Origin of the sequence: Mycobacterium sp. WMMD1722 (assembly GCF_049315205.1) — a bacterium.
Lineage (GTDB): Bacteria > Actinomycetota > Actinomycetes > Mycobacteriales > Mycobacteriaceae > Mycobacterium.
In genome coordinates, this window is sequence record NZ_CP186056.1 from 1897498 (window position 1) to 1921558 (window position 24061).

Below are 24061 nucleotides of genomic sequence, written 5' to 3' on the forward strand. Positions count from 1 at the left end.
GGATCACTCGGGTAGCCGCAACTCCGGCTTCTCCACCTCTTCGATGTTGACGTCCTTGAAGGTGATCACCCGGACCTGCTTGACGAAGCGGGCGGGACGGTACATATCCCAGACCCAGGCGTCGGCCAGGCGCAGCTCGAAGTACACCTCACCGTTGGCGTTGCGGGGCACCATCTCGACGCTGTTGGCGAGATAGAAGCGGCGCTCGGTCTCCACGACGTAGCTGAACTGCCCGACGATGTCCTTGTACTCGCGGTACAGCGAGAGCTCCATCTCGGTTTCGTACTTCTCGAGATCCTCGGCGCTCATCTGTCCTGCTGTCCTTTGTGTTGGGTTGAATCCATCTTTCCTCACCCGACTTCGTCGCGCTGTTCCGGTCCGCCTTCGACCCCCGAGCCGGCCACGACGACCTCGGTGCGGCCGCCGGCCCTGCGGACGTTGACGAACGAGTGCCGGTGCTGCGCGCACGGACCCAGTTCGGCCAGTGCGGCGGTGTGCGTGGGTGTGCAGTACCCCTTGTGCAACGCGAAGCCGTAACCGGGGTGATCGCGGTCCATCGCCACCATCAGCCGGTCGCGGCTGACCTTGGCCAGCACGCTGGCCGCGGCGATGCACGCGGCGGCCGCATCACCGCCGATCACCGGAAGGGACGGCATGGGCAGACCGGGTACCCGGAAACCGTCGCTCAACACATATCCCGGCCGGATCGGCAAGCCGGCCACGGCCCGGCGCATGCCCTCGATGTTGGCGACGTGCACGCCGCGCCGGTCCACCTCGACCGACGGGATGAACACCACGTGATATGCCAGGGCGTAGCGACGGATCAGCGGGAACAGTCGCTCGCGCTCCTTCTCGCCGAGCTTTTTGGAATCGTCGAGCGCGGCCAGGCTCTCGAGCCGGTTGGGTCCGAGCACGCACGCCGCCACCACCAGCGGTCCGGCGCACGCCCCACGCCCCACTTCGTCGACACCCGCCACCGGGCCGAGGCCGTTGCGGTAGAGAGCGGACTCCAGGGTACGCAGACCCGAGGATCTGCGGATGACCGTACGCGGCGGCCACGGAGGGCTCGAAGAGCGCTCGCGCGACGAGCAACGGGCCGGCAAAGTCAGCCCGCCGATGCGGCCACGGGTTGCGCGCTCGGCTGCGCGGCGGTCTGCGGATTCACCGAATCGATGCCACCCCAGCGGCCCGGCGGCCAGGCGATGAACTGGGCCTTACCGATGACGTTCGAAACGGGGATGGTGCCGGCGGTCGGATCACCGGTGCACAGCAGCCCGCGCTGGGCATCGGCCGGAAGATTCGAGCAGTGGGCACGCGAGTCCGCCGAGTGGGTGCGGTTGTCCCCCATCACCCACAGCCTGCCCTCGGGTACCGTGACCGGTCCGAATTCATTGCCCAGGCAGGGATAGACGGCCGGATCGGCCATCATCGTCGACGGGTCGAGGTAGGGCTCGACGAGGCGTTTGCCGTCGACCGTCAGACCTGTGTCGGCCCGGCACTCCACGGTCTGGCCGCCGGTCGCAATCACGCGTTTCACCAGGTCGTTCTCGTCGGGAGGGACGAAACCGACGACCGACAACGCGTCCTGGACCATCCGGATCGCGGGATTGTCCGACCGGATCGACTTGTAGCCGATGCTCCAGTTGGGCGGCCCCTTGAACACGATCACGTCGCCGGGTTGCGGCTCACCGAAGCGGTAGCTGATCTTGTCGACCATGATGCGGTCGCCGGTGCATCCGGCGCACCCGTGCAGCGTGGGCTCCATCGACTCCGACGGGATGAGGTACGGCCGCGCGACGAAGGTCAACATCACGTAGTAGAGCACCACGGCGATGACGACCAGGATCGCGCCTTCCCGCAGAGCTGAGTGCTTGCGGCGCGGCGTGCTCTCGTCGTTCTCGAGATCCTCACCCTCGACGGTGTCCTCGGGTGACGGGTCGGCAGAGTCAGCGTGGGTCACGGCAACAGACTAGTCAGGGCCGGACCCGGCTTGGCGCGAGCGGCGCGGCGGATGCCGCAGATCCGCTCGACAGTCAGCGCTTTTCCTTGATCTTCGCCTTCTTGCCGCGGAGCTCGCGCAGGTAGTAGAGCTTGGCCCGGCGGACGTCGCCGCGGGTGACGACGTCGATGTGGTCGATGTTCGGGGAGTGCACCGGGAAGGTGCGCTCGACGCCGACGCCGTAGCTCTCCTTGCGGACGGTGAAGGTCTCCCGGACCCCGCCACCCTGGCGGCGGATGACGGCACCCTTGAACACCTGGATCCGCTCCTTGGAACCCTCGATGACCTTGACGTGGACGTTCACGGTGTCGCCGGGTCCGAAGGTCGGGATATCGTCGCGCAGCGACGTCTGATCGACGAAGTCCAGCGTGTTCATCGGTGACACTTCCTTGTTGGTCGGGGTGGATCGCGGTCTGGTCGGGCGGCTGCTCGGCTGAACGGCGCACCGATCCGATCTCTCGGACGTTTTCGGGGTGTATCCCTGCGCGGACGAACCGGGCATGACCCGTCCCGCGCGGACAACTGCTCAATTGTGCCAGACGGGCGCCGGTGGAGTGAAATCGCGGCGACCGGCAGTGGTCACAGGTCCGTAAGCCTGAACAGCACTGCTGCCGGGTATTGGTTAGGCTGGGAGCACCGGATGGCCCCTGTGCCGTAACCACAGTCGGCGCACGCGGGAAGCCGCCGGTTCCGGTGTTCACCGATGGATCTCCGAAAGAGGGTGGACTATGCGACTCCGGCCGTCCGTGCTGTGGACCGCCACCGCCGCCGGCATGGTGGCGACGGTGATGGTCTCGGGGTGCGAGGCACGGGTGTACGGGACACCTCCGCCACCGAACGGCCCCCAGCTGACCGTGGTCGCGCCTCAGGGCACGTCCGCACCGCTGCCGGAGGCGCCCCCGGATGAGCCCTCGGCCACCTTCAACGGACTCGCCGAGCGGGCCAGGCAGGCCACCGATCAGGCCGAGGCCGTCGGCGCCGATGTCACGCTGCTGGTGCAGGACCGCAACACCGGACAGCTCATCTCCAACGGCAACACGCGCAGCATCGCGATCGCCTCGGTGGTGAAACTCTTCATCGCCGACGATCTGCTGCTGCAGCTGTCCGAAGGGCGCACCGAGCTGACTCCGGACGAATGGCAGTCCTTCGACCGGATGCTGCGTTCGTCGGACGACAGCGCAGCCGAGGTCTTCTGGAACCGCAGTGGCGGCAGCGCCATCGTGACGCGCGTCGCCAAGCGCTACGGACTCGCAGGCACCCACCCGCCGGGTGACGGCGAATGGTACAACACCACCAGCACGGCCGCCGATCTGGTCCGCTTCTACGACAAGCTGCTCTCCGGCGCCGGGGGGCTGCCCCGCGACAAGGCGGAGATCATCATGAGCAATCTCGCTCAGTCCACGCCGACGGGCATCGACGGCACCCAACCCGGTGGTGTCTATCCGCAGCGCTTCGGCATTCCCGACGGGCTCTATGCCGAGCCCGTCGCGGTCAAGCAGGGCTGGATGTGCTGTATCGGCGCGGACTGGATGCATCTGTCCACCGGCGTGATCGGCGCGGACCGGCGCTACGTCATGGTCATCGGCTCGAATCAGCCGGCCGACGCCCCCGAGGCCAGGGAAACCATCACCCAGGTGGTCAAGACGATGTTCCCAGATGGCCGAATCTAGCTGTCGGACAATAGGTCCGGTCGACGCTGCCGGGTCCTTTCCAGGGCCTGCTCGTGGCGCCACCGAGCGATTTCGGCGTGATCACCGGAGCGTAGGACGGCGGGGACGTCCAGATCGCGCCAGGTCGGCGGGCGCGTGTAGCTGGGCCCCTCGAGCAGACCCGCCGAGTGTGAGTCGTCGGCATGGGAGGCGGGGTTGCCCAGGACGTCGGGCAGCAGCCGCACCACGGCCTCGATCATGACCAAGGTGGCCGACTCCCCGCCGGTGAGCACATAGTCGCCGATGGAGACCTCCTCGACCCGCATCCGTCGGCCCGCATCCTCGACCACCCGCTGATCGATGCCCTCGTAGCGCCCACAGGCGAACACGAGGTGCTTCTCGGCCCCCCAGCGGTGCGCCGTCGCCTGGTCGAACAGCCGGCCGGCCGGGGTGGGAACCACGAGCAGGCTGTCCTCGGTGCAGATGTCGTCGAGCGCGGCTCCCCAGATCGGCGCCTTCATCACCATTCCCGGGCCGCCGCCGTAGGGCGAGTCGTCGACCGACCGGTGTACGTCATGGGTCCACTGCCGCAGGTCGTGTACTCCGAGTTCGATCCGACCCGATTCGATCGCCCGGCCCGGCAGCGATTCACGCAGCGGATCGAGATACCGCGGGAAGATCGTGACGACGTCAATCCGCACAGCGGCGCCGCCCGGTCATTCGAGGTCCAGCAGTCCGTCGGGCGGGTCGATCTCGACCACACCCTCGGCCAGCGACACGCGCGGCACGATCGCACTGACGAACGGCACCAGCACCTCGGCACCGGCGGGGGTCTTGACCGCCAGCAGCTCGCCCGCCGCGGTGTGCAGCACCTCGGCCACCGCCCCGACGTCGTCGCCGCCGACCGTGCGCACGGCGAGGCCCTCGAGCTGATGGTCGTAGAACTCGTCGGGATCGTCGATCGGCGGCAGTTCGGCGGTGTCTACGACGAACACCGTCCCGCGCATCCCGTCGGCCGCGGTCCGGTCGGCGATCCCGTCGAGACGGATCAACAGCCGGCCGCCGTGCGGTCGAACGGATTCGACGACGTAGCGCTGTTCGGTACCGGCCTTGGGCCGGCGGCCACGCAGTTCGGCGCCCGGGATGAAACGTCCCTCGGGATCGTCGGTGCGGACGTCGATCACCAGCTCGCCGGTGACGCCGTGGGCCTTGGCGACCCGTCCGACCACCAGGTCCACAGGTTCCCCTCGACTACTGGTCGGTGTCCACCACGTCGACACGGATTCCCCGGCCGCCGATCCCGGCGACCAGGGTGCGCAGCGCGGTCGCGGTGCGGCCGCCGCGTCCGATGACCTTGCCCAGGTCATCGGGGTGGACGTGCACCTCGACAGTGCGGCCACGGCGATTGGTCACCATGTCGACCCGGACATCGTCGGGATTGTCGACGATTCCGCGAACCAGATGTTCGACGGCGTCGACGACGACTGAACTCACGGTCTCGCTCAGCCTTCCGCGGTGGCGCCGGCGACCGTGGCGTCCTCGCCTTCAGCGGCGGGCTCGGACTTGTCGGCGGAGCCGGACGGATCGGCGGTCGCCTCGACGTCCGACGCCTCCTTCTTGGGCGCCTTCTTCTTCTTGAGCTGGGTGGCCTCGGTGCCCGGGCCGCCCTCGGCCTCGGCCAGCGCGGCGTTGAACAGGTCGAGCTTGCTGGGCTTGGGCTCCTTGACCTTCAGCGTGCCCTCGGCGCCCGGCAGGCCCTTGTGCTTCTGCCAGTCACCGGTGATCTTCAGCAGCGCGAGCACCGGCTCGGTCGGCTGCGCGCCGACACCCAGCCAGTACTGGGCGCGCTCGGAGTCGATCTCGATGAGGCTCGGCTCTTCCTTCGGGTGGTAGCGACCGATGACCTCGATGGCGCGACCGTCGCGGCGGCTCCGCGCGTCGGCGACGGCGATGCGGTATTGCGGGTTGCGGATCTTGCCCAGACGGGTCAGCTTGATCTTGACAGCCATGACGAAGCGATTCTCCTGATGATTGCCACGCTGCAATTCGGCGATGCGGGCGGAATTGCCCGAATCCGGTTTTGCCTCACGTGTGTGACCGCCCTGCAGCCGTGGTCGCAGGCGGACAGCCGACCATTGTGCCAGAACCGCTCGGTCCAGCGGAAATCGCGCCGCGGACCCCGCCATGTCTGCGCGCGAGCGCTTCGGGGAACACTGCTGCCATGGTCTCACTGCGACAGCACCTCATGACTCCGCTCGCCCGCACCGTCGCCGGACAGCTGGGCCGGCCGCACGGCGCCCTCGGCGGAGTCGTCGCGGGCGCGCTCGACCGCGGCAACGGGCAGGCGATCGCGACGGCGATATCCGCCGCGCAGCCGCCCGCCGGCGGTGTGGCGGCCGACATCGGATTCGGCGGGGGCGCGGGTCTGCGGTTGCTGGTCGACGCGGTGGGCGCCGGCGGCACGGTGCACGGTGTGGAGATCAGCGACGACATGCTGGCGCGGGCCCGGCGCAGGTTTCGTCGAGACATCGACAGCAACCGCCTGACCCTGACCCGCGGTTCACTGACCGCGTTGCCGTTCGACGACGCTGCCATCGAAGCGGCGATCACCGTCAACACGATCTATTTCATCGACGACCTCGACGCCGTCTGGTCGGAGTTCACCCGGGTGCTGCGGCCCGGGGGCCGGGTGGCCATCGGCATCGGGGATCCCGACGCGATGCGCCGGCTGCCGGTGACGCCGCACGGCTTCCGGCTGCGACCGGTCGAGGAGATCGTCGCCGGCGCGCAGCGGGCGGGTCTGACCACCGATGTGCTGAGCCGGGCCGACGGGCGGCTGCCCCGGCACACAATCACCGCACAGCGCGACGGCTGACGTTCCAGGAGGCATCCCGGGAGGACTCAGAGGAGTTTGTCGAAGCACTTCTCCTCGACGCGGCGGGTCATCCGCCAACCCTCCCCGGTGCGGGCGAACTCGTCGACATACCAGAGCCCGACGAAATAGACCTGTCCGCCGGCCGATCCGCCGTCACCGCCCAGCACCATCGGGTTGAAGCAGATGGTTCGGGCCGACGCGGTGTCACCGGCGATCCGGATATCGGCATTGCCGAGCATGTGGGAGTAGGCGGGGAAGTTGGGCAGCACGTCGGCCAGCCAGTTCTTCACCTCGGGGAAGCGCCCGTCGACGCCCCCGGTGGCGCGGTAGTCGATGTAGGCGTCCGGGGTGAACACCCGGTCGAGGTCGTCGAAGCGCCGCTGGTCGATCGCGGTCGAGTAGTCGATCATCAGTTGCTGGATCTCCAGCCGGTCCGAGATCTCCTCCAGGCTCAGCATGGGCTGATCTAACACCGCAGTCGGCGCGAACTCCAGCACCGCGGGTTAGGCTCACCGGCCATGGGGAGGCTCGTCACCGTATTCGCCGTCCTGACCGCCGCGTTGAGCATCGTCGTCGCACCGGCCGCCTCGGCCGATCTGGACATCCAGCCGGTCGGCTCGGTACCCATTCCGGCCGGACCGGCCGAGGCGTGGATCGTCGCCGACATGGACACCGGCCAGGTGCTCGCCGGGCGCAACGACAACACGCGCTATGCGCCGGCCAGCACCATCAAGACTCTGCTCGCCCAGGTGGTGCTCGACGAGCTCCCGCTGGACGCCACCATCGTGGCCGACGAGGCCGACACCCGGGTCGAGTGCAACTGCGCCGGCGTGGCGCCGGGCCGCACCTACACCGCCCGTCAGCTCCTCGAAGGGCTGCTGCTGGTGTCGGGTAACGATGCGGCGAACACGCTGGCCCGCATGCTGGGCGGTGTCGGCCCGGCGGTGGCCAAGATGAACGCCAAGGCCGCCGCTCTGGGTGCGCACGGGACGAACGTCGTCACGCCGTCGGGTCTGGACGGGCCGGGTATGCCGTTCTGGTCGACACCGCACGACCTGGCCGTCATCTTCCGGGCGGCGATGGCCCACCCGGTGTTCGCCCAGATCACCGCGATGCCGACCGCTGTCTTTCCCGCCAGGACCGGCGACGTCGTGCTGGTCAACCAGGACGAGCTGTTGCACCGCTATCCCGGCGCACTCGGCGGCAAGACCGGTTACACCGACATCGCCCAGAAAACCTTCGTCGGCGCGGCGCAGCGCGACGGCCGCCGGCTGGTGGTCGCCCTGATGCACGGCCTGGTCAAAGAGGGCGGACCCACCTACTGGGACCAGGCGGGCGCGCTCCTCGATTGGGGTTTCGCCCTGGACCGCGGCGCGAACGTCGGCGCACTGTAACCGAAACCCCGGTGTCGGCACTGTCACTGAGCTGCAACTCCACCGAGACCGATTCGAGGCGTAACCGGGCTTAGGCTCTGATGTCGTGACCTGGTGGCGTGCGCGTCGGTGGCCGCGCACGCCGGCCACCGGATATCTTGCGGCTCTTGTACTTTCGTCCATCGCCGTCATCCCGGCGCCGGCTGCCGCACAACCCCAGCCCGCGGGCGCGGTCGCCTTGCCCGACGGTCCCGCCCAGGCCTGGCTGGTCGCCGACCTGGACACCGGACGGATTCTGGCCAGCCGCAACCCCACCGAACCCCATGCCCCCGCCAGCACCATCAAGATCCTGCTCGCCATGGTGGTGCTCGACCACCTCTCCCCCGACAACTTCGCCAAGGCGAACGCATCGCACACCCAGGTCGAGTGCTCCTGCGTCGGACTGAAACCGGGTCAGCCGTACACGGTGCGCGAACTGCTGTCCGCGCTGTTGATGGTCTCGGGCAACGATGCGGCCAACATGCTCGCCGATATGCTCGGCGGTCAGCGCGTGGCGGTGGCGGCGATGAATCGCAAGGCGTCCGCGGTCGGTGCGCGCAGCACCAGAGCGTCGTCGCCGTCAGGCCTCGACGGGCCGGGCTGGGAATCGATCACCACCCCGCACGACCTCGGGGCGATGATGCGGGCCGCCCTGCAATACCCCCTGATCGCGCAGATCATGCGCTCGCCGTCGGCGCCCTTCCCGGGTAAGACGCTGTCCAACCAGAACGAACTGTTGAGCCGCTATCCTGGCGATCTCGCCGGCAAGACCGGCTTCACCAACCTCGCCCGCAAGACCTATGTCGGTGCAGCGCAGCGGGGTTCGCGCCGGTTGGTCGTGGTGCAGATGTACGGCACCGGCGATCTGTACAGCCAGGCGATCAACCTGTTCGACTACGGGTTCAGCCAGCCCTAGCCCGCGGGACACCCCGGCAAGGGAGCGCCCCACCGCATTCCCACCCGAAGTAAGGTCACCCTAACTTCGGGAAGGGAGCGGCGGATGACGAACGGATCCGGATTCTCACTGATCGTCGCCTTCGGCACCGACATGGGCAATGCCGAGGACGCGGCGATGACTTTCGCCGAGGCCTGTCAGGGGGTCGGCATCTCTGCCGAGGCCCGTGAGCTCAACCAGATCGAGATGGCGCACCTGCGGTCGGCCACCCACTTCGTGGTCGTCTGTTCGACGTTCGGCGACGGCGAATTCCCCGATACCGCCACATTGTTCTGGGAAGCGCTGAGCGCCGAGACCGACCCGCTGGACCACCTGAGCTTCGCGGTGCTCGCGCTCGGGGACACGGCCTACGATCTGTTCTGCAATGCCGGCAAGCTGCTCGACGAGCGGCTCGAAACCCTCGGCGCCACGCGGCTCGCCGAACGTGTCGACGTGGACGGCTTCTACGAACAACCTGCCGAGATGTGGACGACCGACGTCGTCAAGCTGCTGCTGGCCGCGCAATCCGGTCCCACCGCCCAGACCGCGCCGGGCGCGGCCACCGTCGAGCCGGCCGACACCCCCGCCCGTGAGCGCCACCGCCCGCACGCCACTCGGCTCGGCGCCAACCGGGTTCTGACCACCGCCGATTCCGACCGGGAGGTGCGCCACTACGAGGTGGATCTCGCCGGTTCCGGGATCAGTTACCGCGCAGGCGATTCCCTTGCCGTGCACGCCACCAACGACCCGGTGCTGGTGGATCAGCTCCTCGCACACCTAGGCGTCGACCCCAACCTGGCGGTGGCCGACCACGATGTCGCGCTCGGTGTCCTGTTGACCGACCGCCTGGAGATCCGAACCCCGTCGCGGGCGCTGCAGGCGCTGGTCGCCGCCCGCACCGACGACGCCGACGCGGCGGCCGCCCTGTGGGCGCAGTCCGTCGCGGCACCGGGTTCGTGGTCCTACGGCAAGGACGTGCTCGACCTGCTCCGGCTGGCCGACGTCGAGGTCGACGAGCTCGTGGACACACTGCGGCCCCTGCAGTTCCGGGACTACTCGATCGCCTCGAGTCCGCTCGTGCACCCCGACAGCGCGCACCTCACGGTGGCCACGGTGCGCTACACCGCAGGTGCACGCCGGCACGGCGGGGTGGCGTCGACCTTCCTGGCCGATCGCGGTGACACGCTCAGGGTGCATCTGCGGCCCAACCACGCCTTCCGGCTGCCTGCCGACGACGTACCGATCGTCATGATCGGGCCCGGCACCGGCGTCGCACCGTTCCGCGCCTTTCTCCAAGAGCGCCGGGCAACGGCGGCCGGCGGCCGGTCGTGGTTGTTCTCCGGAAACCGTCACCGCGCCAGGGATTTTCTGTACGGCGCCGAACTCGAGGAGTTCGTCGACGACGGCACCCTCAGCCGGCTCGACCTGGCGTTCTCCCGCGATGGCCACGCGAAATCCTATGTCCAGCATCGAATGCGGGAAAACGCTGCAGAGCTGTTCAGCTGGTTGCAGGACGGCGCGCACGTCTACGTGTGCGGCAACGCCGACCGGATGGCCCGCGATGTCGACGCCGCGCTGCACCAGATCGTCGCCGAGCACGGCGGCTTCGACGGCGACGGCGCTCACGCCTACGTCAACGATCTAGTCAGAAACCATCGCTACGTTCGCGATGTGTACTAGGACGCGAACACCCTGCCCCGCAGGACCACCAGCGCGGGTTCGTTGATCACGCCCGCGCCGAGGCGCGGATCGTCGCGGTAGCAGACCAGATCCGCGGATGCGCCGTCGTGCAGACCGGGACGCCCGAGCCAGTCCCTGGCGTTCCAGCAGGCGGCCCCGAGCGCCTCGGTCGGGGTCATGCCGATGCCGCGCAGCGCATCCACCTCGTCACCGATGCGTCCGTGCACGATGGTGCTGCCGGCGTCGGTGCCCGCATAGATCGGCACCCCGGCCTCGCGGGCGGCTGCGACCCGTTGACGGCAGCGCTGATAGAGGTCGCGCATGTGGGCCGCGTACGTCGGGTATTTCGCGGCCTGGTCGGCGATGCCGGGAAAGTTCTCCACGTTGATCAGCGTCGGCACCAGAGCGGTGCCGTGCTCGACCATCAGAGCGATCGTGTCGTCGGTGAGGCCGGTTCCGTGCTCGATGCAGTCGATGCCCGCGGTGATCAAACCCGGTAGCGCGTCCTCCCCGAACACGTGGGCGGTCACCCGCGCCCCGTGCGCGTGCGCCGCGTCGATCGCCTGGCGCAGGATGTCGTCGTCCCACAGCGGCGCCAGATCACCGATCGACCGGTCGATCCAATCGCCGACCAGCTTCACCCACCCATCGCCGCGGCGCGCCTGCTCTGCCACGATGCCCGGCAATTCGGCTTCGTCCTCGACGTCCACGGCGTAACCGGCGATATAGCGCTTCGGCTTGGCGACGTGCCGGCCCGCCCGGATGATACGCGGTAGGTCGTGACGGTCGTCGAGGCTGCGGGTGTCGGTCGGCGAGCCACAGTCGCGCAGCAGCAACGCCCCGACCGAGCGTTCGGTCTCGGCTTGGGCGACGGCCTCGTCCAGGCTCACCGCGCCACCGGGGACCGGTCCCAGCCCGACGTGGCAGTGGGCGTCGACCAGGCCGGGCACCATCCAACCGCCGTCCCAGACGGTCTGCGCCCCCCGGACCGGTTCGGCGCGCAGCACGCCGTCGGCCACCCACCATTCGACCGGTGCTTCACCGGGCAGGCCGCGGCCCCGCAGATGAAGAGGCGTCGAGGCCGCCATCTAGTTCTTGGGGAACTTGAGCTTGCTCAGGTCGATACCCGCCAGCCCGGGAGGCAACTCGTCGAGGCCCTTGGGCATGTTCGACAGATCCGGGAATCCGGCCGGCATCCCCGGCATACCCGCACCCAGCGGGTTGCGGTTCTTCGGCGGCGTCGGCCCCTTGCGTCCCTTCTTGCCGGCTTGCTTGTTCTTTCCCTTACCGGCCTTGCGGGTGTTCTTGCGCCCGAACGGCATTCCCATCTGCCCGGCCATCTGGGACATCATCTTGCGGGCCTCGAAGAAGCGGTCCACGAGCTGATTGACCTCGGCGACCGTGACGCCGGACCCGTTGGCGATGCGCAGCCGGCGGGAGGCGTTGATGATCTTCGGGTCCGCGCGCTCGGCCGGCGTCATACCGCGGATGATGGCCTGCACCCGGTCCAGATGGCTGTCGTCGACGGCGGCCAACGCCTCTTTCATCTGACCGGCGCCGGGCAGCATGCCGAGCAGGTTGCCGATCGGACCCATCTTGCGGATGGCCAGCATCTGCTCGAGGAAGTCCTCGAGCGTGAGTTCGCCGCTGCCGATCTTGGCGGCGGTGGCTTCGGCCTGTTCGGCGTCGAAGACCTGCTCGGCCTGCTCGATCAGGGTGAGGACATCGCCCATGCCGAGGATGCGGCCGGCCATCCGGTCGGGATGGAAGACGTCGAAGTCCTCGAGCTTCTCACCCGCCGAGGCGAACAGGATCGGTACGCCGGTGACCTCACGCACCGACAGGGCCGCACCGCCGCGGGCGTCGCCGTCGAGTTTGGTCAGCACGACGCCGGTGAACCCGACGCCCTCCCGGAACGCCTCGGCGGTGGAGACCGCATCCTGGCCGATCATGGCGTCGAGGACGAACAACACCTCGTCGGGGTTCACCGCATCGCGGATCGCGGCGGCCTGCCCCATCAATTCCTCGTCGATACCGAGTCGGCCGGCGGTGTCGACGATCACCACGTCGAAGTGCTTGGCTCTGGCCTCGGCCAGGCCCGCAGCCGCGACGGCAACCGGGTCGGCGGTGCCCTTGACCTCGTCGGCACCCGGCGCGGTACCCGGATGCGGAGCGAAGACCGACACCCCGGCCCGCTGCCCGACGATCTGCAGCTGGTTCACCGCACCCGGGCGTTGCAGATCGCACGCCACCAGCAGCGGGGTGTGCCCCTGGCCGCGCAACCACTTGGCGAGCTTGCCGGCCAGGGTGGTCTTACCCGAGCCCTGCAGGCCGGCCAGCATGATCACCGTCGGCGGGGTCTTGGCGAACGCCAGCTGGCGGGTCTGACCGCCGAGGATGCCGATGAGCTCCTCGTTGACGATCTTGACGACCTGCTGGGCCGGGTTGAGCGCGGCCGACACCTCGGCGCCCTTCGCGCGTTCCTTGATGCGGGCGACGAACGCACGCACCACCGGCAGCGATACGTCGGCCTCCAGCAGCGCCAGCCGGATCTCCCGGGTGGTCGCGTCGATGTCGGCGTCGGTGAGTCGACCCTTGTTGCGGAGCCCCTGTAGGGCCCCGGTCAACCGGTCGGACAGGGATTCGAACACGAGCTCAAGCCTATCTTCCCGCTCAGCTGGCCTGTTCTGCCGGCTTCGGGGCCGGCGGCGGCGCCGGGAGCACCGCATACAGGTCGGCCTCGAGCTCGGTGCGGATCGCGGCGTGGTCCGCTGCGGGGTCGGCGGCGGGGTCGGCCGCCAGTGCGGGCACGACGATGCCGAACACGTCGATCACCGACGAGCCCAGCGTGGTGACCTTGGCCCAGGAGATGTCCACCCCGTCGCGTTCGAACACCGCGGTCAGCCGGGCCAGCAGAGCCGTCCGGTCCGTGGTGCGGATCTGCACGACGAGTTCACCCGGCGCGGCCCCGGCCGACCACAGCACCCGCGGTGGCGCGGGCACATGGTTGCCCGGCACGGCGGCGCCGGGTTCGCCGGCGCGGCCGGTGCCGTGTTGAGCGGCATCGTCCTCCCGGCGCTGCAGGGCGGCGATGACGTCGAAGTCGCCGTCGAGGGCGAGGATGAACTGCTGGCGCAACAGCTCCGCGGCCGGCGGGGATCCGAAGTGCGGCGATACCACGAAGGTGTTGATGGCCGAGCCCTGGTGACTGTTGACCGAGGCGGAGTGCACCCGCAGCGAATTGAGCGCCAGGACACCGGCGGCCTTGGACAGCAGTCCGCGCCGATCCGGCGCGATCATCGTCACTTGATAGATGTGGGAGCTGTCGCCGGCGCTCAGTTCGACGTGTACCCCGACCGACGCGGCCAGCTCGAGGTGCCGCGGGTCGATCGGATCCGGCTGGGGCAACGGCTCACCGGCCATCACCAACCGGCAGCGCCGGACCAGATCTCCGATCAGCGACGCCTTCCAGTCGCCCCATACGCCGGGTCCGGTGGCCAGCGAATCCGCCTCGGCCAGAACGTGCAACAGCTCGAGCAACAGCAGATCGCCGTCGAGCTTGTCGACGACCGCCGCGATGGTGGCCGGATCCTGTAGGTCGCGTCGGGTCGCTGTCTCGGGCAGCAGCAGGTGATAACGCACGATCCTGGACAGGATGTCGATGTCCGATGGCCACAACCCCATCCGGGTGCCGATCTGGTTGGCCAGCTCGGCACCGATGACGCTGTGGTCGCCGCCGCGTCCCTTGCCGATGTCATGGCACAGCGCGCCGAGCATCAGCAGGTCCGGCCGGGACACCCGGGTGGTGAAGGCGCTTGCCCGGGAGACGGTCTCGACGAGGTGCCGGTCGACGGTCCAGATGTGCACGACGTCGCGGGGCGGCAGGTCGCGCACCGCGCCCCACTCCGGAAACAGCCGCCCCCACAGCCCGGTGCGGTCGAGCGCCTCGATGGTCCCGACCGCCGACGGGCCGGCGGCCAGCAGCACCAGCAGGTCCTTGAGCGCCTGCCGCGGCCACGGGGTGCGCAGTTCCGGCGCGGTCTCCGCCAGCCGGCTCAACGTCGAGACCGCCATCGGCAACCCGGTCGTCGCCGAGGCCGCCGCCACCCGCAGGATCAGGCCGGGGTCACGTTCGGGACGGGCATCCCGGGCGAGGATCACTTCACCGGCGTATTCGATCACGCCCTCGTCGAGCGGACGGCGGATCGGGCGGCGCAACGCGGCGAAGCCACGCCGCGGCAGGGCGTTGGCGGCGGTGCGCAGACCGGCGTCGACGTAGTAGCTGATGGTCCGCGCGGCGTCGGAGAGCATCCGGGCCAGGTCGAAGCGGTCGCCGATGCGCAGCGACGCGCCGATCTCGTCGGCGTACTGGGCGAGCAGCAGATCGCGTCCGCGACCCGAAACCCGGTGCAGTTCGGTGCGGACGTTGAGCAGCGCCAGATGTGCACCACCCAGGGTTCCGGTCGGCGAGGCCAGCGCCTGGCTGGGATACACGTCGGCCAGTTGTGCGATAGCCAGGGCGTTGAGCAGTTGCACGTCGCGCAGACCGCCGCGGCCGGATTTCAGGTCGGGTTCGGCGCGGTGGGCGATCTGGCCGCTGCGCTGCCAGCGCGACTGGGTGTGCTCGACCAGATCGGCGAAGCGTCCGGCGATGCCGGTGCGCCACTGCCGGCGGGCACCGCCGACCAGCAACGAGGACAGGTCGGCGTCACCGGCGATGTGACGCACCTCGAGCATCGCCAGACCCGCGGAGATGTCCTCCCCCGCGACCGCCAACGCCTCGGGCACCGTGCGAACACTGTGGTCCAACCGAATATTGGCGTCCCACAGCGGATACCAGAGCAGCTCGGCTACCTGCGCGACGACATCGGTGGGCATGTTGTCGTGCAGGAGCATCAGGTCGAGATCGGAGTACGGGAGCAGTTCGCCCCGGCCGAGACCCCCGGTCGCGACGATGGCGAAGCCACTGGTGGCGGTGATGCCGATCTCGGCTGCTTTTGTGCTGAGCCAGAATTCGTGCAGATCGAGCAGGGCGTCACGCAGCGCAGGCGCCTCGAGCTGCCGGCCGCCGCCCGCGAGCAGCTGCTGCGCCGCTTTGGCGAGGTCGTCGGCGGGTCGTAACGAACCCGCCGCCGGTGCCGTCCAACGGGAGGCACCGGCGGCGGGGTCTGAATGTTGTTCTGTCATCCTCGAAGTCCTCCCCCGGGTCCGGTGAAGCGCAACTACTGGGCCGGGAGACGACCCCCGATGGACTAGAGGGCGTCGGCCCCCCGCTCGCCGGTCCGCACGCGCACCACCGTGTCGACGGGGCTCACCCACACCTTGCCGTCGCCGATCTTGCCGGTGCGGGCGGCCTGGACGATGACGTCGACGACCTTGTCGACCGCCGAATCATCGACGACGACTTCGACGCGCACCTTGGGCACGAAGTCGACCGAGTACTCGGCACCGCGGTAGACCTCGGTGTGACCCTTCTGGCGGCCGTAGCCCTGGACCTCGCTGACGGTCATCCCCAGGATGCCCGTCTGCTCCAGGCCGGTCTTGACGTCTTCGAGCGTGAACGGCTTGACGATCGCAGTGATCAGCTTCATCGAGTCGGTCCCTTCGTATGAGTGTGTTGCCGATCAGACAAGTTCATAAGCCGTTTCCGCATGTTCGGTCTCATCGATGCCCGTGTCCTCGTCTTCCCTCGTCACGCGCCACCCCATCGGCTTCACGATGAACGCGATGATGGCGGTCATGATCCCTGTGAAGACCACTGCTACCAGAGCGATGACGATCTGTACCACCAGTTGCTGAACTCCACCACCGTAGAACAGGCCGGTCTCGGTGGCCAGGAAGCCGATGGCGACCGTGCCCCACAGGCCGGCGACCAGGTGGACACCCACGACATCGAGCGAATCGTCGTAGCCGAACTTGTATTTCAGGCCGATGGCCAGCGCGGAGAGCACACCGGCGATGACGCCGAGGATCAGTGAGCCGATCGGCGACAGCGAACCGCACGCCGGGGTGATGGCGACCAGACCGGCGACGATGCCCGATGCGGCGCCCACGCTGGTGGCGTGCCCGTCACGGATGCGCTCGACGGCGAGCCAGCCGAGCATCGCGGCGGCGGTGGCGGCGGTGGTGTTCACCCACACCAGGCCGGCCGTGGCGTCGGCCGCGCCCTCGGATCCGACGTTGAAGCCGAACCAGCCGAACCACAGCAGGGCCGCGCCCAGCATCACGAACGGGATGTTGTGCGGGCGGAACGCCGTCCTGCCGAAGCCGGCGCGCTTACCGAGCAGCAGCGCCAGCACGAGCGCCGCCATACCGGCGTTGATGTGCACCACGGTGCCGCCGGCGAAGTCGATCGGCGGGACGTTGGCCGTGCCTTCGTCGGCGTTGTAGCCGAAAATCCATGAGGCGAAACCGTTCTCAGCACCCGACAACAGCCCGCCGCCCCAAACCATGTGCGCCAGCGGGAAGTACACCAGAGTGGCCCACAGCCCGCCGAACACCAGCCAGGTCGCGAACTTCATCCGCTCGGCCACTGCGCCGCTGATCAGCGCGACCGTGATGACCGCGAAGGTCAGCTGGAAGGCCACCCACACGATCGCAGGCACCGAGCCGAAGCCGCCGATCGGGTACAGCTCCTCCCCGCCGATCTCTCGCGCTTCCAGCAGCGGCGACAACCCGAACAGGGCGAACGGGTTGTCGAAGATGCCGAGGATGTCGCTGTTGCCGGTGTGGGCCGAGGCGAAGGACATCGAGTAGCCCCACAGCACATAGATGACGCTGACCACCCCGAGGGAGCCGAAGGACATCATCATCATGTTGAGCACGGACTTCTGGCGGGACAGACCGCCGTAGAAGAACGCGAGAGCGGGTGTCATCAACAGCACCAGCGCGGCGCTGGTGAGCACCCAGGCGGTGTCGCCGGTGTCGAAGGCGGCGTACGCGTCGTCGGGTAAGGCTAAGACCACTTTGTGTGAACCTCCTTGGGAAATGGGCCGACGGATCGGCCTCCCGAGAAGACTCTTTCGCTCGCGTTTCGCCGGTGATGCACCGAGGTTTCCGGAATGTGAACGCAGCGGCCGAGGCGGTTACGCTCATGTTTCGGACGCCTCACCGGAGGCTGCGGCGGGCCTACGAGCCGGCGCCGAGCCGCCGGATCAGCCGAGCAGCGCGTCGACGAACGCGGCCGGCTCGAACGGCGCCAGATCGTCGGGCCCCTCGCCGAGACCGACGAGTTTGACCGGCACACCGAGCTCCTCCTGGACGCGGAACACGATTCCGCCTTTGGCCGTGCCGTCGAGCTTGGTCAGCACCACTCCGGTGATCTTGACGACCTCCGCGAAGACGCGCGCCTGCGGCAGGCTGTTCTGTCCGATCGTGGCGTCCAGCACGAGCAGCACCTCGTCGACCGCGGCACGCTTCTCGACCACACGTTTGACCTTGCCGAGCTCGTCCATCAGACCGGTCTTGGTGTGCAACCGGCCTGCGGTGTCGATCGCCACGACATCGGCGCCGTCGGCTATCCCCCGGTCGACGGCGTCGAACGCGACCGAGGCCGGATCGGCGCCCTCCGGCCCGCGGACCACCTCGGCGCCCACCCGCGACGCCCAGGTCTCGAGCTGATCGGCCGCCGCGGCACGGAAGGTGTCGGCGGCGCCGAGCACGACGCGGCGGCCATCGGCCACCAGCACGCGCGCCAGCTTGCCGACCGTCGTGGTCTTGCCGGTGCCGTTGACACCCACGATGAGCAGCACCGACGGCTTGTCGGCATGCGGCAGGGCGCGGATCGAGCGGTCCATCTCGGGGTGCAGCTCGTTGATCAGCACATCGCGCAGCACGGCGCGGGCGTCGGCCTCGGTCCGCACGGCGTCGCTGGCCATGCGTTCCCGCAGTGCGCCGATCACCGATTCGGTGACCACGGGGCCGAGGTCGGCGATCAGCAGGGTGTCTTCGACCGCTTCCCAGGAATCCTCATCGAGGTCGCCACCGCCGAGCAGGCCGAGCATGCTGCGGCCCAGCGCGTTCTGGGATTTGGACAGCCGGCCACGAAGCCGGTCCAGCCGGCCTTCGGCGGGCGCGATGTCCTCGGCGGGCGCCGCGGGCGCGCTGGCCTCGGCGGGCGCCGGTTCGGGTTCGGGTTCCGGGAGCGGTTCGGGTTCGGGGCGCGCCTGCGGTTCGGGCGCCGGGCGCGGTGCGGGCGGCGCGGTGGTCTCGACGGGCGGCTCGGGCAGCCGGACGTCGGCGATGGGACGCTTCGGCGCATCCCGCGGGATGGTCGCGTCGTCACCGACAGCGGGCAGTCCGGTGGTGTCGATCCGGTCGGGCGCGGGACGCCGCGGTGGTGCCTGCGGTGCAGGTGGTGCGGGCGGTGCTGACGATTGTGTGAACGAGATGCCCGAAGACGCGGTGTACCCGCCGGACCGGTCGATGGGTGTGGCAGTGTCGGGTTCCGACAGTCTGATCCGGCGGCGCCGATAGCGGACCAGACCAACGACGAGAGCAGTGACGAGCAGAACGGCGATTACGGCGATTGCGATCCACACACCGACCGGAACATCTTGGGTCACCCGGCCATTGTTTCAGGGCCCGTCCAACGGTGGTCAGCCGGTGACGGGGTCGGCCGCCGCCGGGCACCCGGACACGGAGAACGGCATCGAGAAGCGCAAACGCCGCCATATCGACGTGTGCCTGGACGGACCGGTGGAGTACACCACGGTGACCACCGGTCTGGAGAACTACCGGCTGCCCTACAACGCCCTCACCCAGACCGCTCTGAGCCGCCTCGATCTGCACACCGAATTCCTGGGTAAGCGGCTGCGGGCGCCGGTGCTGATCGGCGCGATGACCGGCGGCAGTGAGCTGTCGGCCACCATCAACCGGAACCTGGCCACCGCCGCCCAGCAGCTGGGGGTCGGCATGATGCTCGGCTCCCAGCGCATCATGATCGACAACGAGGAGGCGGCCGGGACGTTCGCCGTGCGCTCCGTCGCTCCCGACGTGCTGTTGATCGGCAACATCGGCCTCGCGCAGCTGTCCGATTCCGTGGTGCCCGCGCTGGAACGCGTCCTGGACCGTGTCGGCGCCGATGCGCTCGCCGTGCACACCAACCCACTGCAGGAGGCGATGCAGCCCGACGGCGACACCGACTTCACCGGGTCGATCGGGCGGCTGCGCGCCGTCGCGGGCACCCTGCCGCGTCCGGTACTGCTCAAGGAGGTGGGCCACGGGATCGGCGCCACCGCCGCCGCGGAACTGGTCGACATCCCACTGGCGGCGGTGGACGTGGCCGGCGCCGGCGGGACGTCGTGGGCCCGGGTGGAGCAGCTGGTGCGCGACGGCGAGATCCGCCGTCCCGCGCTCGCGGAGTGGGGCATCCCCACGGCCCAGGCGCTGCTGGAGGTGAAGCGCACCCTGCCCGACATGCCGCTGGTGGCTTCCGGCGGCATCCGCACCGGAATGGATGCGGCCAAGGCGTTGGCCATGGGCGCCGCGGTGGTGGCCGTGGCCCGGCCACTGCTGGCGCCGGCCGTCGACTCGCCGGCGGCCGTGGTGGACTGGCTGTCGGGCTTAATCGACGAACTGCGGGTATGCCTGCACGGCTGTGGCGCGGCCGATCTCGCGGCGCTGCGTCGGCGCGGTGTCCTGCCCGCATAGGCCGGCGGAGGGACGAACGGGCGCGCACCCTCGCAACGGAAGTCGCCACGGACATCGAACTTATGACATTGTCCTGGGTTGGCAGCTGTTTGGTTCGCTGTCGTGCTTAGCTGGTAGGCGGTCGCGCTCACCGGCGCGACCATTCGGGTGCAGAACGCCGCCCAGTCCTCATCAGCGCGACCCCGGGATGCATCAGACATGTCAACGTGGAAGACGAGCGGTCATATCGGTCGGCATCGTCGCGCCGAAGACCTGCCGGTGCGCCGGTGGCTGCAGCTCGGTGCCGCGTCCGCCGGCATGGGTGCGGCGCTGGTCGGCTGGTCGCTGCTCGGGTCCGAGGTCGGTATCGCCCAAGCCGACAGCGGCGTCGCCTCGTCGTCCGCGGCCGGACCGGCCGCCCCGGCCAACGGGGTGAAGTCCGGGTCCGCAGCATCGGCACCGGGCCGCGCGACGACGGCCACCTCACGTGACACCTCTGACACCCGGGGCCTGTCCGCGACGTCCCACGCCGCCAACCGCGGCGCGGTCGCCAAGGACGAGCCGTCGGGCCGCTCCGCGGCCGCCGAGACCGCCCCGGTCACCGACAGAACCGCAGGCGCGACCGTCCTGAACACTCGGGACGCATCGCGGGCCGCCCGCCAGGACAGCGCAGCTCCCGGGTCCAAGACCGAGGCTCGCGCGGCGGGGACACCGTCGCCCGGCCAGCGGGCCAACCAGACCGCGACAACCGGCAGTGCGCCGACCCAGAACCCACCGACTGCCGGCACCCAGTTCTTGGGCGGTGGAGGGGTCGGACCGCTTCCGGGCGTCACGGCGGGTACCCGCGACAGCTTCGGCGCGTTCGGCAAACTCCTGGGCGAAATCCTCAAGTCGAAGACGCTGGCCAATCCCTTTCAGAGATTGGACGGCAAGCTTCCCGGACTGCTCGACTTGCTCCCCAAAGTCCGGATACCGGGCGGTGACGCCCTGCGAAAAGCCGAAGCGCAGGCCAGCGAAGCCGAATACAAGCGGAAAGCTGACGCAGCGACCCGGCAGATCGACGACATCGTGCGGACGGGCGTGAAGCTGACCGCCAGAGACGGATCCGCGGTGTACACCACCGACGGAAAGACCTTCGTCAAATACACCAGGGTGTTCCGGGACCGCCCGCCGGAAGCCAAACTGGTCAATCTGGTGCGGCCTCGGCAGTTCGGTGAATCCGATGCCCACTACGACCGGAACACCGACATCATCATCCGCAACAATTTGAAGCTCGACCCGGCTGTGGTGCGCACCGAGTGGGGCAAGTACCTGCGGCCATGACTGCGAGATCCCGGGTCACCGGAGGGCGCACCCGCGCCGGCGAACGTGCGCCATTACCGCCCGGCCGACCAGGCACTGGTGTTGACTGGTGGGGCGGTCAGGCCGCATAGGACGCGGGAGATCGGATATGTCGTCGAAGCAGAGCAGGAGCGTCGCTGGGCACCGCGGCGAGGATAGGTCCGCGCGTCGGTGGCTGACGCTCGGTGCGGCGACCCTTGGTATGGGCGCCGCGTTGCTGGGTTGGTCGCTTCTCGGCTCCGAGGTGACTGTCGCCGGCGCCGACAGCGGCGTCGAATCGTCATCGTCGGCCGGCCCGGCTGCCGCTCCGTCTCGGGGTGTGCAGTCCGGTTCCGCAGCGTCGTCTTCGTCGTCCGGCCGAACGGAAGCGGTCACATCACGTGACGGCGCCGCCGGCCCGTCGGCGACATCACGCAGGACGAACCGGGCGATGGCCGCCGACGACGGTGATCCGCCCGCCCGGGTGGTGTCCCGCGCGAATCGCGTCGCCGCAGCCGAAGCCTCCTCGGCCACGAAGCGGGCGGCCACCTCCACCACCATCGAGACCCGGACGGCTACGCAGGCCACCGCCCCGCCCAACACGACCGCCGGCGCGACGCCGATCGCCCCCACGCCTGCGGCCACCAGCGGCGGCGACGCAACACAGACGCTGCAGGACCCTGGCACCCAATTCCTCGGCGGCGGAGGAGCCGGACCGCTGCCGATGGTCATGGCGGGCAAGGGGGACGCGCTCGCCGCGGTGGGCAAACTCATCAAAGATGCGGTCAAAGAGGGTCTGAAGTCGAAAACGATCGCCAACCCGGTCCAGAGACTCGACGGCAATCACCCGAGTCTGCTCGACCGCATTCCGAAGATCCCTGTTCCGAGGGAACAGACCACGATGTATCGAGAAGCACAGGCCGCAGCGGCCGAACGGCAGCGGCGAGTCGACGACAGAACACGGCAGATCGATGAGATCACCCGAAGTGGCCGGCGGCTGACCTTCATGGGCTCGGACGGGATACCCGTGTACACCATCGACGGGAAGACCTTTGTCCGGGGCGATTCGCTCATCAAGCTCGACCGGCCGCGTCAATTCGCCGAATCCGATCAGCACTACGACCGCAATACCGACATCATCATCCGGAACAACCTCAGACTCGATCCCCAAGACGCGCGCGGTCTCTGGGGCCGGACGCAGTCGGAGTCAACGTTGCGCCAAGCCGTAGCGCGGGTGTCTCAGGCGCAGCTCAACGGCATCTCTGGCTACAATCCAGCCAACAACCCTCTTTTGGGCCTACGGAGTTTCCGATGAATGCACCGACTTCCCCCCGAGGAGATCGCCACGTGGCAGGTCGTCTTGCGCATCTGTCGGTGCGTGACGTGCTGAAACTCGGGGCCGCGTCCGTCGGGATGGGTGCGGCGCTGCTCGGCTGGTCGCTGGTCGGATCCGATATCGGTGTCGCCGGCGCAGACAGTGGCGTCGAATCCTCGTCGGCGGGACCGGCCGCCCCGTCATCCAGGGGTGTCGACGCCGGGCCCAGGGGGGTCGACGCCGGTTCCAGGGTCACGTCCACTCCCGGCCGCACCCGCACGGCCGCGTCGCGTGCCGATGCCGATGCCGATGGTCGGACGACGACGTCTCGCCGGGCGAACCGGACCGCGACCGACGAGGCGGATTTGCGGTCGAGGGGGGCGGCGCATTCGGACCGCGCCGTGTCTGCCGCATCGTCCTTTACCGGTACCAGGTCCTCCTCCACCGGTACGAGGTCGAACACCGCCACGAGCGTGGATTCACCGCCGGCAGTGCGTGCCGCCACCCCGAGCAGCACCCCGCTGCGCGCCGCGCAGACCGCCGCGGCTGCTCCGCCGGCGAGCACCCCGCCCGCGCGGGTCGTGTCCCGCTCGAATCGCGTCGCGGCTGTCGAAAGCTCATCTGCCACAGACAAGGTCGCCGAGAGGACCAACGGCGAAGCTGTCGAGTCGTTACAGGATTCCGGACCGCTCCCGGTCGTCACGGCAGGCGTTCGCGACGGCCTCGGCGCGGCCGCCAAATTACTGGCGCAAGCAGTCAAAGACGCCCTTAGTTCGAGACCGCTCCAGAACACTCTCCAGGGACAAGGTCCCAAGCTCCCGGGTCTCCTGGACCTGATCCCGAAAACCCGTTACACGGTCAACGATCCGCTCAGGAACGCCATCAGACAGGCACAAGAGGCGGACGCCCAGCGGCAACAGGACGCCAAGAGCCGACAGATCAACGACATCATCCAAAAGGGCACAAAGCTCACTGCCGCAGATGGATGGCCGGTTTACACCACCGATGGCAGGACCTTCGTGAGGTACGCCAGCTCAGGTTCTACCGTCTACGGCAATGTGGTTACCGAGCACCCGCGTCAGGCCCAACTCGTGACCATTCGACGGGGGAATCCAGCACCGTGGCAGTCGGCTGCAGCCTATGACAGAAGGTTCGACAACGACATCAGGAATTACCTGAAGCTCGACCCGGCTGTCGTGCGACGTCTGTTGGAAAAGCGGTGAACGCAAAAGGCTGAACGATCGCCC

Annotated in this window: 23 protein-coding genes and 1 pseudogene; 9 read left to right on the forward strand and 15 right to left on the reverse strand. The window is 68.8% G+C overall.

What is annotated here, in order from left to right:
* Positions 1-3: 3 nt before the first annotated feature.
* The 4 genes and pseudogenes from ACN27E_RS08960 to rplS all read right to left on the reverse strand — a co-directional run bounded on the left by ACN27E_RS08960 (position 4) and on the right by rplS (position 2375).
* Positions 4-309 (reverse strand): DUF2469 domain-containing protein, encoded by a 306-nt coding sequence (locus tag ACN27E_RS08960; protein WP_011559372.1) that lies wholly within the window; start codon positions 307-309, stop codon positions 4-6.
* 111 nt (positions 310-420) lie between these two features.
* Positions 421-1103 (reverse strand): annotated as a pseudogene (locus ACN27E_RS08965) (ribonuclease HII); the annotation flags it as partial.
* A gap of 2 nt (positions 1104-1105) precedes the next feature.
* A complete protein-coding gene (gene lepB / locus ACN27E_RS08970) occupies positions 1106-1960 on the reverse strand; it encodes a signal peptidase I (RefSeq protein ID WP_422748357.1) in 855 nt (284 codons plus the stop codon).
* A gap of 73 nt (positions 1961-2033) precedes the next feature.
* Positions 2034-2375, reverse strand: coding sequence for a 50S ribosomal protein L19 (gene rplS / locus ACN27E_RS08975; RefSeq protein WP_422748358.1), 342 nt, complete (start codon positions 2373-2375; stop codon positions 2034-2036).
* Between the two features lie 352 nt (positions 2376-2727).
* Here rplS and ACN27E_RS08980 point away from each other — a divergent pair, with 352 nt between their 5' ends.
* Positions 2728-3669: a hypothetical protein gene (locus tag ACN27E_RS08980; RefSeq protein WP_422748360.1), complete on the forward strand. Its 942-nt coding sequence runs from the start codon at positions 2728-2730 to the stop codon at positions 3667-3669.
* On the opposite strand, the gene trmD is transcribed toward ACN27E_RS08980, so the two are convergent.
* Genes trmD through rpsP form a run of 4 tightly spaced genes read right to left on the reverse strand, consistent with a single transcriptional unit; the run spans position 3666 to position 5657 of the window.
* Complete coding sequence (gene trmD, locus ACN27E_RS08985; protein ID WP_422748361.1) at positions 3666-4349, reverse strand: tRNA (guanosine(37)-N1)-methyltransferase TrmD; 684 nt, start codon at positions 4347-4349, stop codon at positions 3666-3668. The genes ACN27E_RS08980 and trmD overlap by 4 nt on opposite strands.
* 15 nt (positions 4350-4364) lie before the next feature.
* A complete protein-coding gene (rimM, locus tag ACN27E_RS08990; RefSeq protein WP_422748362.1) occupies positions 4365-4886 on the reverse strand; it encodes a ribosome maturation factor RimM in 522 nt (173 codons plus the stop codon).
* A gap of 13 nt (positions 4887-4899) precedes the next feature.
* Positions 4900-5142 (reverse strand): RNA-binding protein, encoded by a 243-nt coding sequence (locus ACN27E_RS08995; RefSeq protein ID WP_003928628.1) that lies wholly within the window; start codon positions 5140-5142, stop codon positions 4900-4902.
* Positions 5143-5150: 8 nt separating this feature from the next.
* Entirely contained in the window at positions 5151-5657 is a 507-nt protein-coding gene (gene rpsP / locus ACN27E_RS09000; protein WP_422749726.1) for a 30S ribosomal protein S16, read from the reverse strand.
* A gap of 212 nt (positions 5658-5869) precedes the next feature.
* Here rpsP and ACN27E_RS09005 point away from each other — a divergent pair, with 212 nt between their 5' ends.
* Positions 5870-6523 carry a class I SAM-dependent methyltransferase gene (locus ACN27E_RS09005; RefSeq protein ID WP_422748366.1) on the forward strand — a complete coding sequence of 218 codons (654 nt, stop codon included), beginning with the start codon at positions 5870-5872 and terminating at the stop codon, positions 6521-6523.
* A 26-nt stretch (positions 6524-6549) separates the two neighbouring features.
* Here the strand turns inward: ACN27E_RS09005 and ACN27E_RS09010 are convergent, their stop codons facing one another.
* On the reverse strand, positions 6550-6981 hold the full coding sequence (locus ACN27E_RS09010; protein ID WP_422748368.1) for a nuclear transport factor 2 family protein: 432 nt from the start codon (positions 6979-6981) through the stop codon (positions 6550-6552).
* A gap of 60 nt (positions 6982-7041) precedes the next feature.
* Between ACN27E_RS09010 and ACN27E_RS09015 the strand changes: the two genes are divergently transcribed.
* From ACN27E_RS09015 to ACN27E_RS09025, 3 genes are all read left to right on the forward strand, one after another.
* Positions 7042-7917, forward strand: a complete 876-nt coding sequence (locus ACN27E_RS09015) for a D-alanyl-D-alanine carboxypeptidase family protein (protein ID WP_422748369.1) — start codon at positions 7042-7044, stop codon at positions 7915-7917.
* 160 nt (positions 7918-8077) lie between these two features.
* Entirely contained in the window at positions 8078-8851 is a 774-nt protein-coding gene (locus ACN27E_RS09020; RefSeq protein WP_422749728.1) for a D-alanyl-D-alanine carboxypeptidase family protein, read from the forward strand.
* Between the two features lie 84 nt (positions 8852-8935).
* A complete protein-coding gene (locus ACN27E_RS09025) occupies positions 8936-10549 on the forward strand; it encodes a diflavin oxidoreductase (RefSeq protein ID WP_422748372.1) in 1614 nt (537 codons plus the stop codon).
* Here the strand turns inward: ACN27E_RS09025 and ACN27E_RS09030 are convergent.
* The 6 genes from ACN27E_RS09030 to ftsY all read right to left on the reverse strand — a co-directional run bounded on the left by ACN27E_RS09030 (position 10546) and on the right by ftsY (position 19113).
* Complete coding sequence (locus ACN27E_RS09030; protein WP_422748373.1) at positions 10546-11637, reverse strand: amidohydrolase family protein; 1092 nt, start codon at positions 11635-11637, stop codon at positions 10546-10548. The genes ACN27E_RS09025 and ACN27E_RS09030 overlap by 4 nt on opposite strands.
* Positions 11638-13200: a signal recognition particle protein gene (gene ffh / locus ACN27E_RS09035; RefSeq protein WP_422748374.1), complete on the reverse strand. Its 1563-nt coding sequence runs from the start codon at positions 13198-13200 to the stop codon at positions 11638-11640. It lies immediately after the preceding gene.
* 22 nt (positions 13201-13222) lie between these two features.
* Positions 13223-15736 carry a [protein-PII] uridylyltransferase gene (locus tag ACN27E_RS09040; RefSeq protein ID WP_422748376.1) on the reverse strand — a complete coding sequence of 838 codons (2514 nt, stop codon included), beginning with the start codon at positions 15734-15736 and terminating at the stop codon, positions 13223-13225.
* A 65-nt stretch (positions 15737-15801) separates the two neighbouring features.
* Positions 15802-16140, reverse strand: coding sequence for a P-II family nitrogen regulator (locus ACN27E_RS09045; RefSeq protein WP_003881099.1), 339 nt, complete (start codon positions 16138-16140; stop codon positions 15802-15804).
* A gap of 33 nt (positions 16141-16173) precedes the next feature.
* A complete protein-coding gene (locus ACN27E_RS09050; RefSeq protein WP_422748381.1) occupies positions 16174-17514 on the reverse strand; it encodes an ammonium transporter in 1341 nt (446 codons plus the stop codon).
* 189 nt (positions 17515-17703) lie between these two features.
* Positions 17704-19113, reverse strand: coding sequence for a signal recognition particle-docking protein FtsY (ftsY, locus tag ACN27E_RS09055; RefSeq protein ID WP_422748383.1), 1410 nt, complete (start codon positions 19111-19113; stop codon positions 17704-17706).
* Between the two features lie 85 nt (positions 19114-19198).
* On the opposite strand from ftsY, the gene fni reads away from it, so the two are divergent.
* The 4 genes from fni to ACN27E_RS09075 all read left to right on the forward strand — a co-directional run bounded on the left by fni (position 19199) and on the right by ACN27E_RS09075 (position 24037).
* Positions 19199-20200 (forward strand): type 2 isopentenyl-diphosphate Delta-isomerase, encoded by a 1002-nt coding sequence (gene fni / locus ACN27E_RS09060; RefSeq protein ID WP_422749729.1) that lies wholly within the window; start codon positions 19199-19201, stop codon positions 20198-20200.
* A 198-nt stretch (positions 20201-20398) separates the two neighbouring features.
* Positions 20399-21502 (forward strand): hypothetical protein, encoded by a 1104-nt coding sequence (locus ACN27E_RS09065; protein WP_422748384.1) that lies wholly within the window; start codon positions 20399-20401, stop codon positions 21500-21502.
* Between the two features lie 448 nt (positions 21503-21950).
* Positions 21951-22814 carry a hypothetical protein gene (locus tag ACN27E_RS09070; protein WP_422748386.1) on the forward strand — a complete coding sequence of 288 codons (864 nt, stop codon included), beginning with the start codon at positions 21951-21953 and terminating at the stop codon, positions 22812-22814.
* A gap of 32 nt (positions 22815-22846) precedes the next feature.
* Entirely contained in the window at positions 22847-24037 is a 1191-nt protein-coding gene (locus ACN27E_RS09075; RefSeq protein ID WP_422748388.1) for a hypothetical protein, read from the forward strand.
* Positions 24038-24061: the final 24 nt, after the last annotated feature.

What these genes read in the sequence shown, in the direction of transcription:
- ACN27E_RS08960 (WP_011559372.1), bottom strand. Translation starts at nt 309, where the DNA reads ATGAGCGCCGAGGATCTCGAGAAGTACGAAACCGAGATGGAGCTCTCG.
- rplS (WP_422748358.1), bottom strand. Translation starts at nt 2,375, where the DNA reads ATGAACACGCTGGACTTCGTCGATCAGACGTCGCTGCGCGACGATATC.
- ACN27E_RS08980 (WP_422748360.1), top strand. Translation starts at nt 2,728, where the DNA reads ATGCGACTCCGGCCGTCCGTGCTGTGGACCGCCACCGCCGCCGGCATG.
- rpsP (WP_422749726.1), bottom strand. Translation starts at nt 5,657, where the DNA reads ATGGCTGTCAAGATCAAGCTGACCCGTCTGGGCAAGATCCGCAACCCG.
- ACN27E_RS09005 (WP_422748366.1), top strand. Translation starts at nt 5,870, where the DNA reads ATGGTCTCACTGCGACAGCACCTCATGACTCCGCTCGCCCGCACCGTC.
- ACN27E_RS09010 (WP_422748368.1), bottom strand. Translation starts at nt 6,981, where the DNA reads ATGCTGAGCCTGGAGGAGATCTCGGACCGGCTGGAGATCCAGCAACTG.
- ACN27E_RS09015 (WP_422748369.1), top strand. Translation starts at nt 7,042, where the DNA reads ATGGGGAGGCTCGTCACCGTATTCGCCGTCCTGACCGCCGCGTTGAGC.
- ACN27E_RS09025 (WP_422748372.1), top strand. Translation starts at nt 8,936, where the DNA reads ATGACGAACGGATCCGGATTCTCACTGATCGTCGCCTTCGGCACCGAC.
- ACN27E_RS09030 (WP_422748373.1), bottom strand. Translation starts at nt 11,637, where the DNA reads ATGGCGGCCTCGACGCCTCTTCATCTGCGGGGCCGCGGCCTGCCCGGT.
- ACN27E_RS09040 (WP_422748376.1), bottom strand. Translation starts at nt 15,736, where the DNA reads ATGACAGAACAACATTCAGACCCCGCCGCCGGTGCCTCCCGTTGGACG.
- ACN27E_RS09045 (WP_003881099.1), bottom strand. Translation starts at nt 16,140, where the DNA reads ATGAAGCTGATCACTGCGATCGTCAAGCCGTTCACGCTCGAAGACGTC.
- ACN27E_RS09065 (WP_422748384.1), top strand. Translation starts at nt 20,399, where the DNA reads ATGTCAACGTGGAAGACGAGCGGTCATATCGGTCGGCATCGTCGCGCC.
- ACN27E_RS09070 (WP_422748386.1), top strand. Translation starts at nt 21,951, where the DNA reads ATGGCCGCCGACGACGGTGATCCGCCCGCCCGGGTGGTGTCCCGCGCG.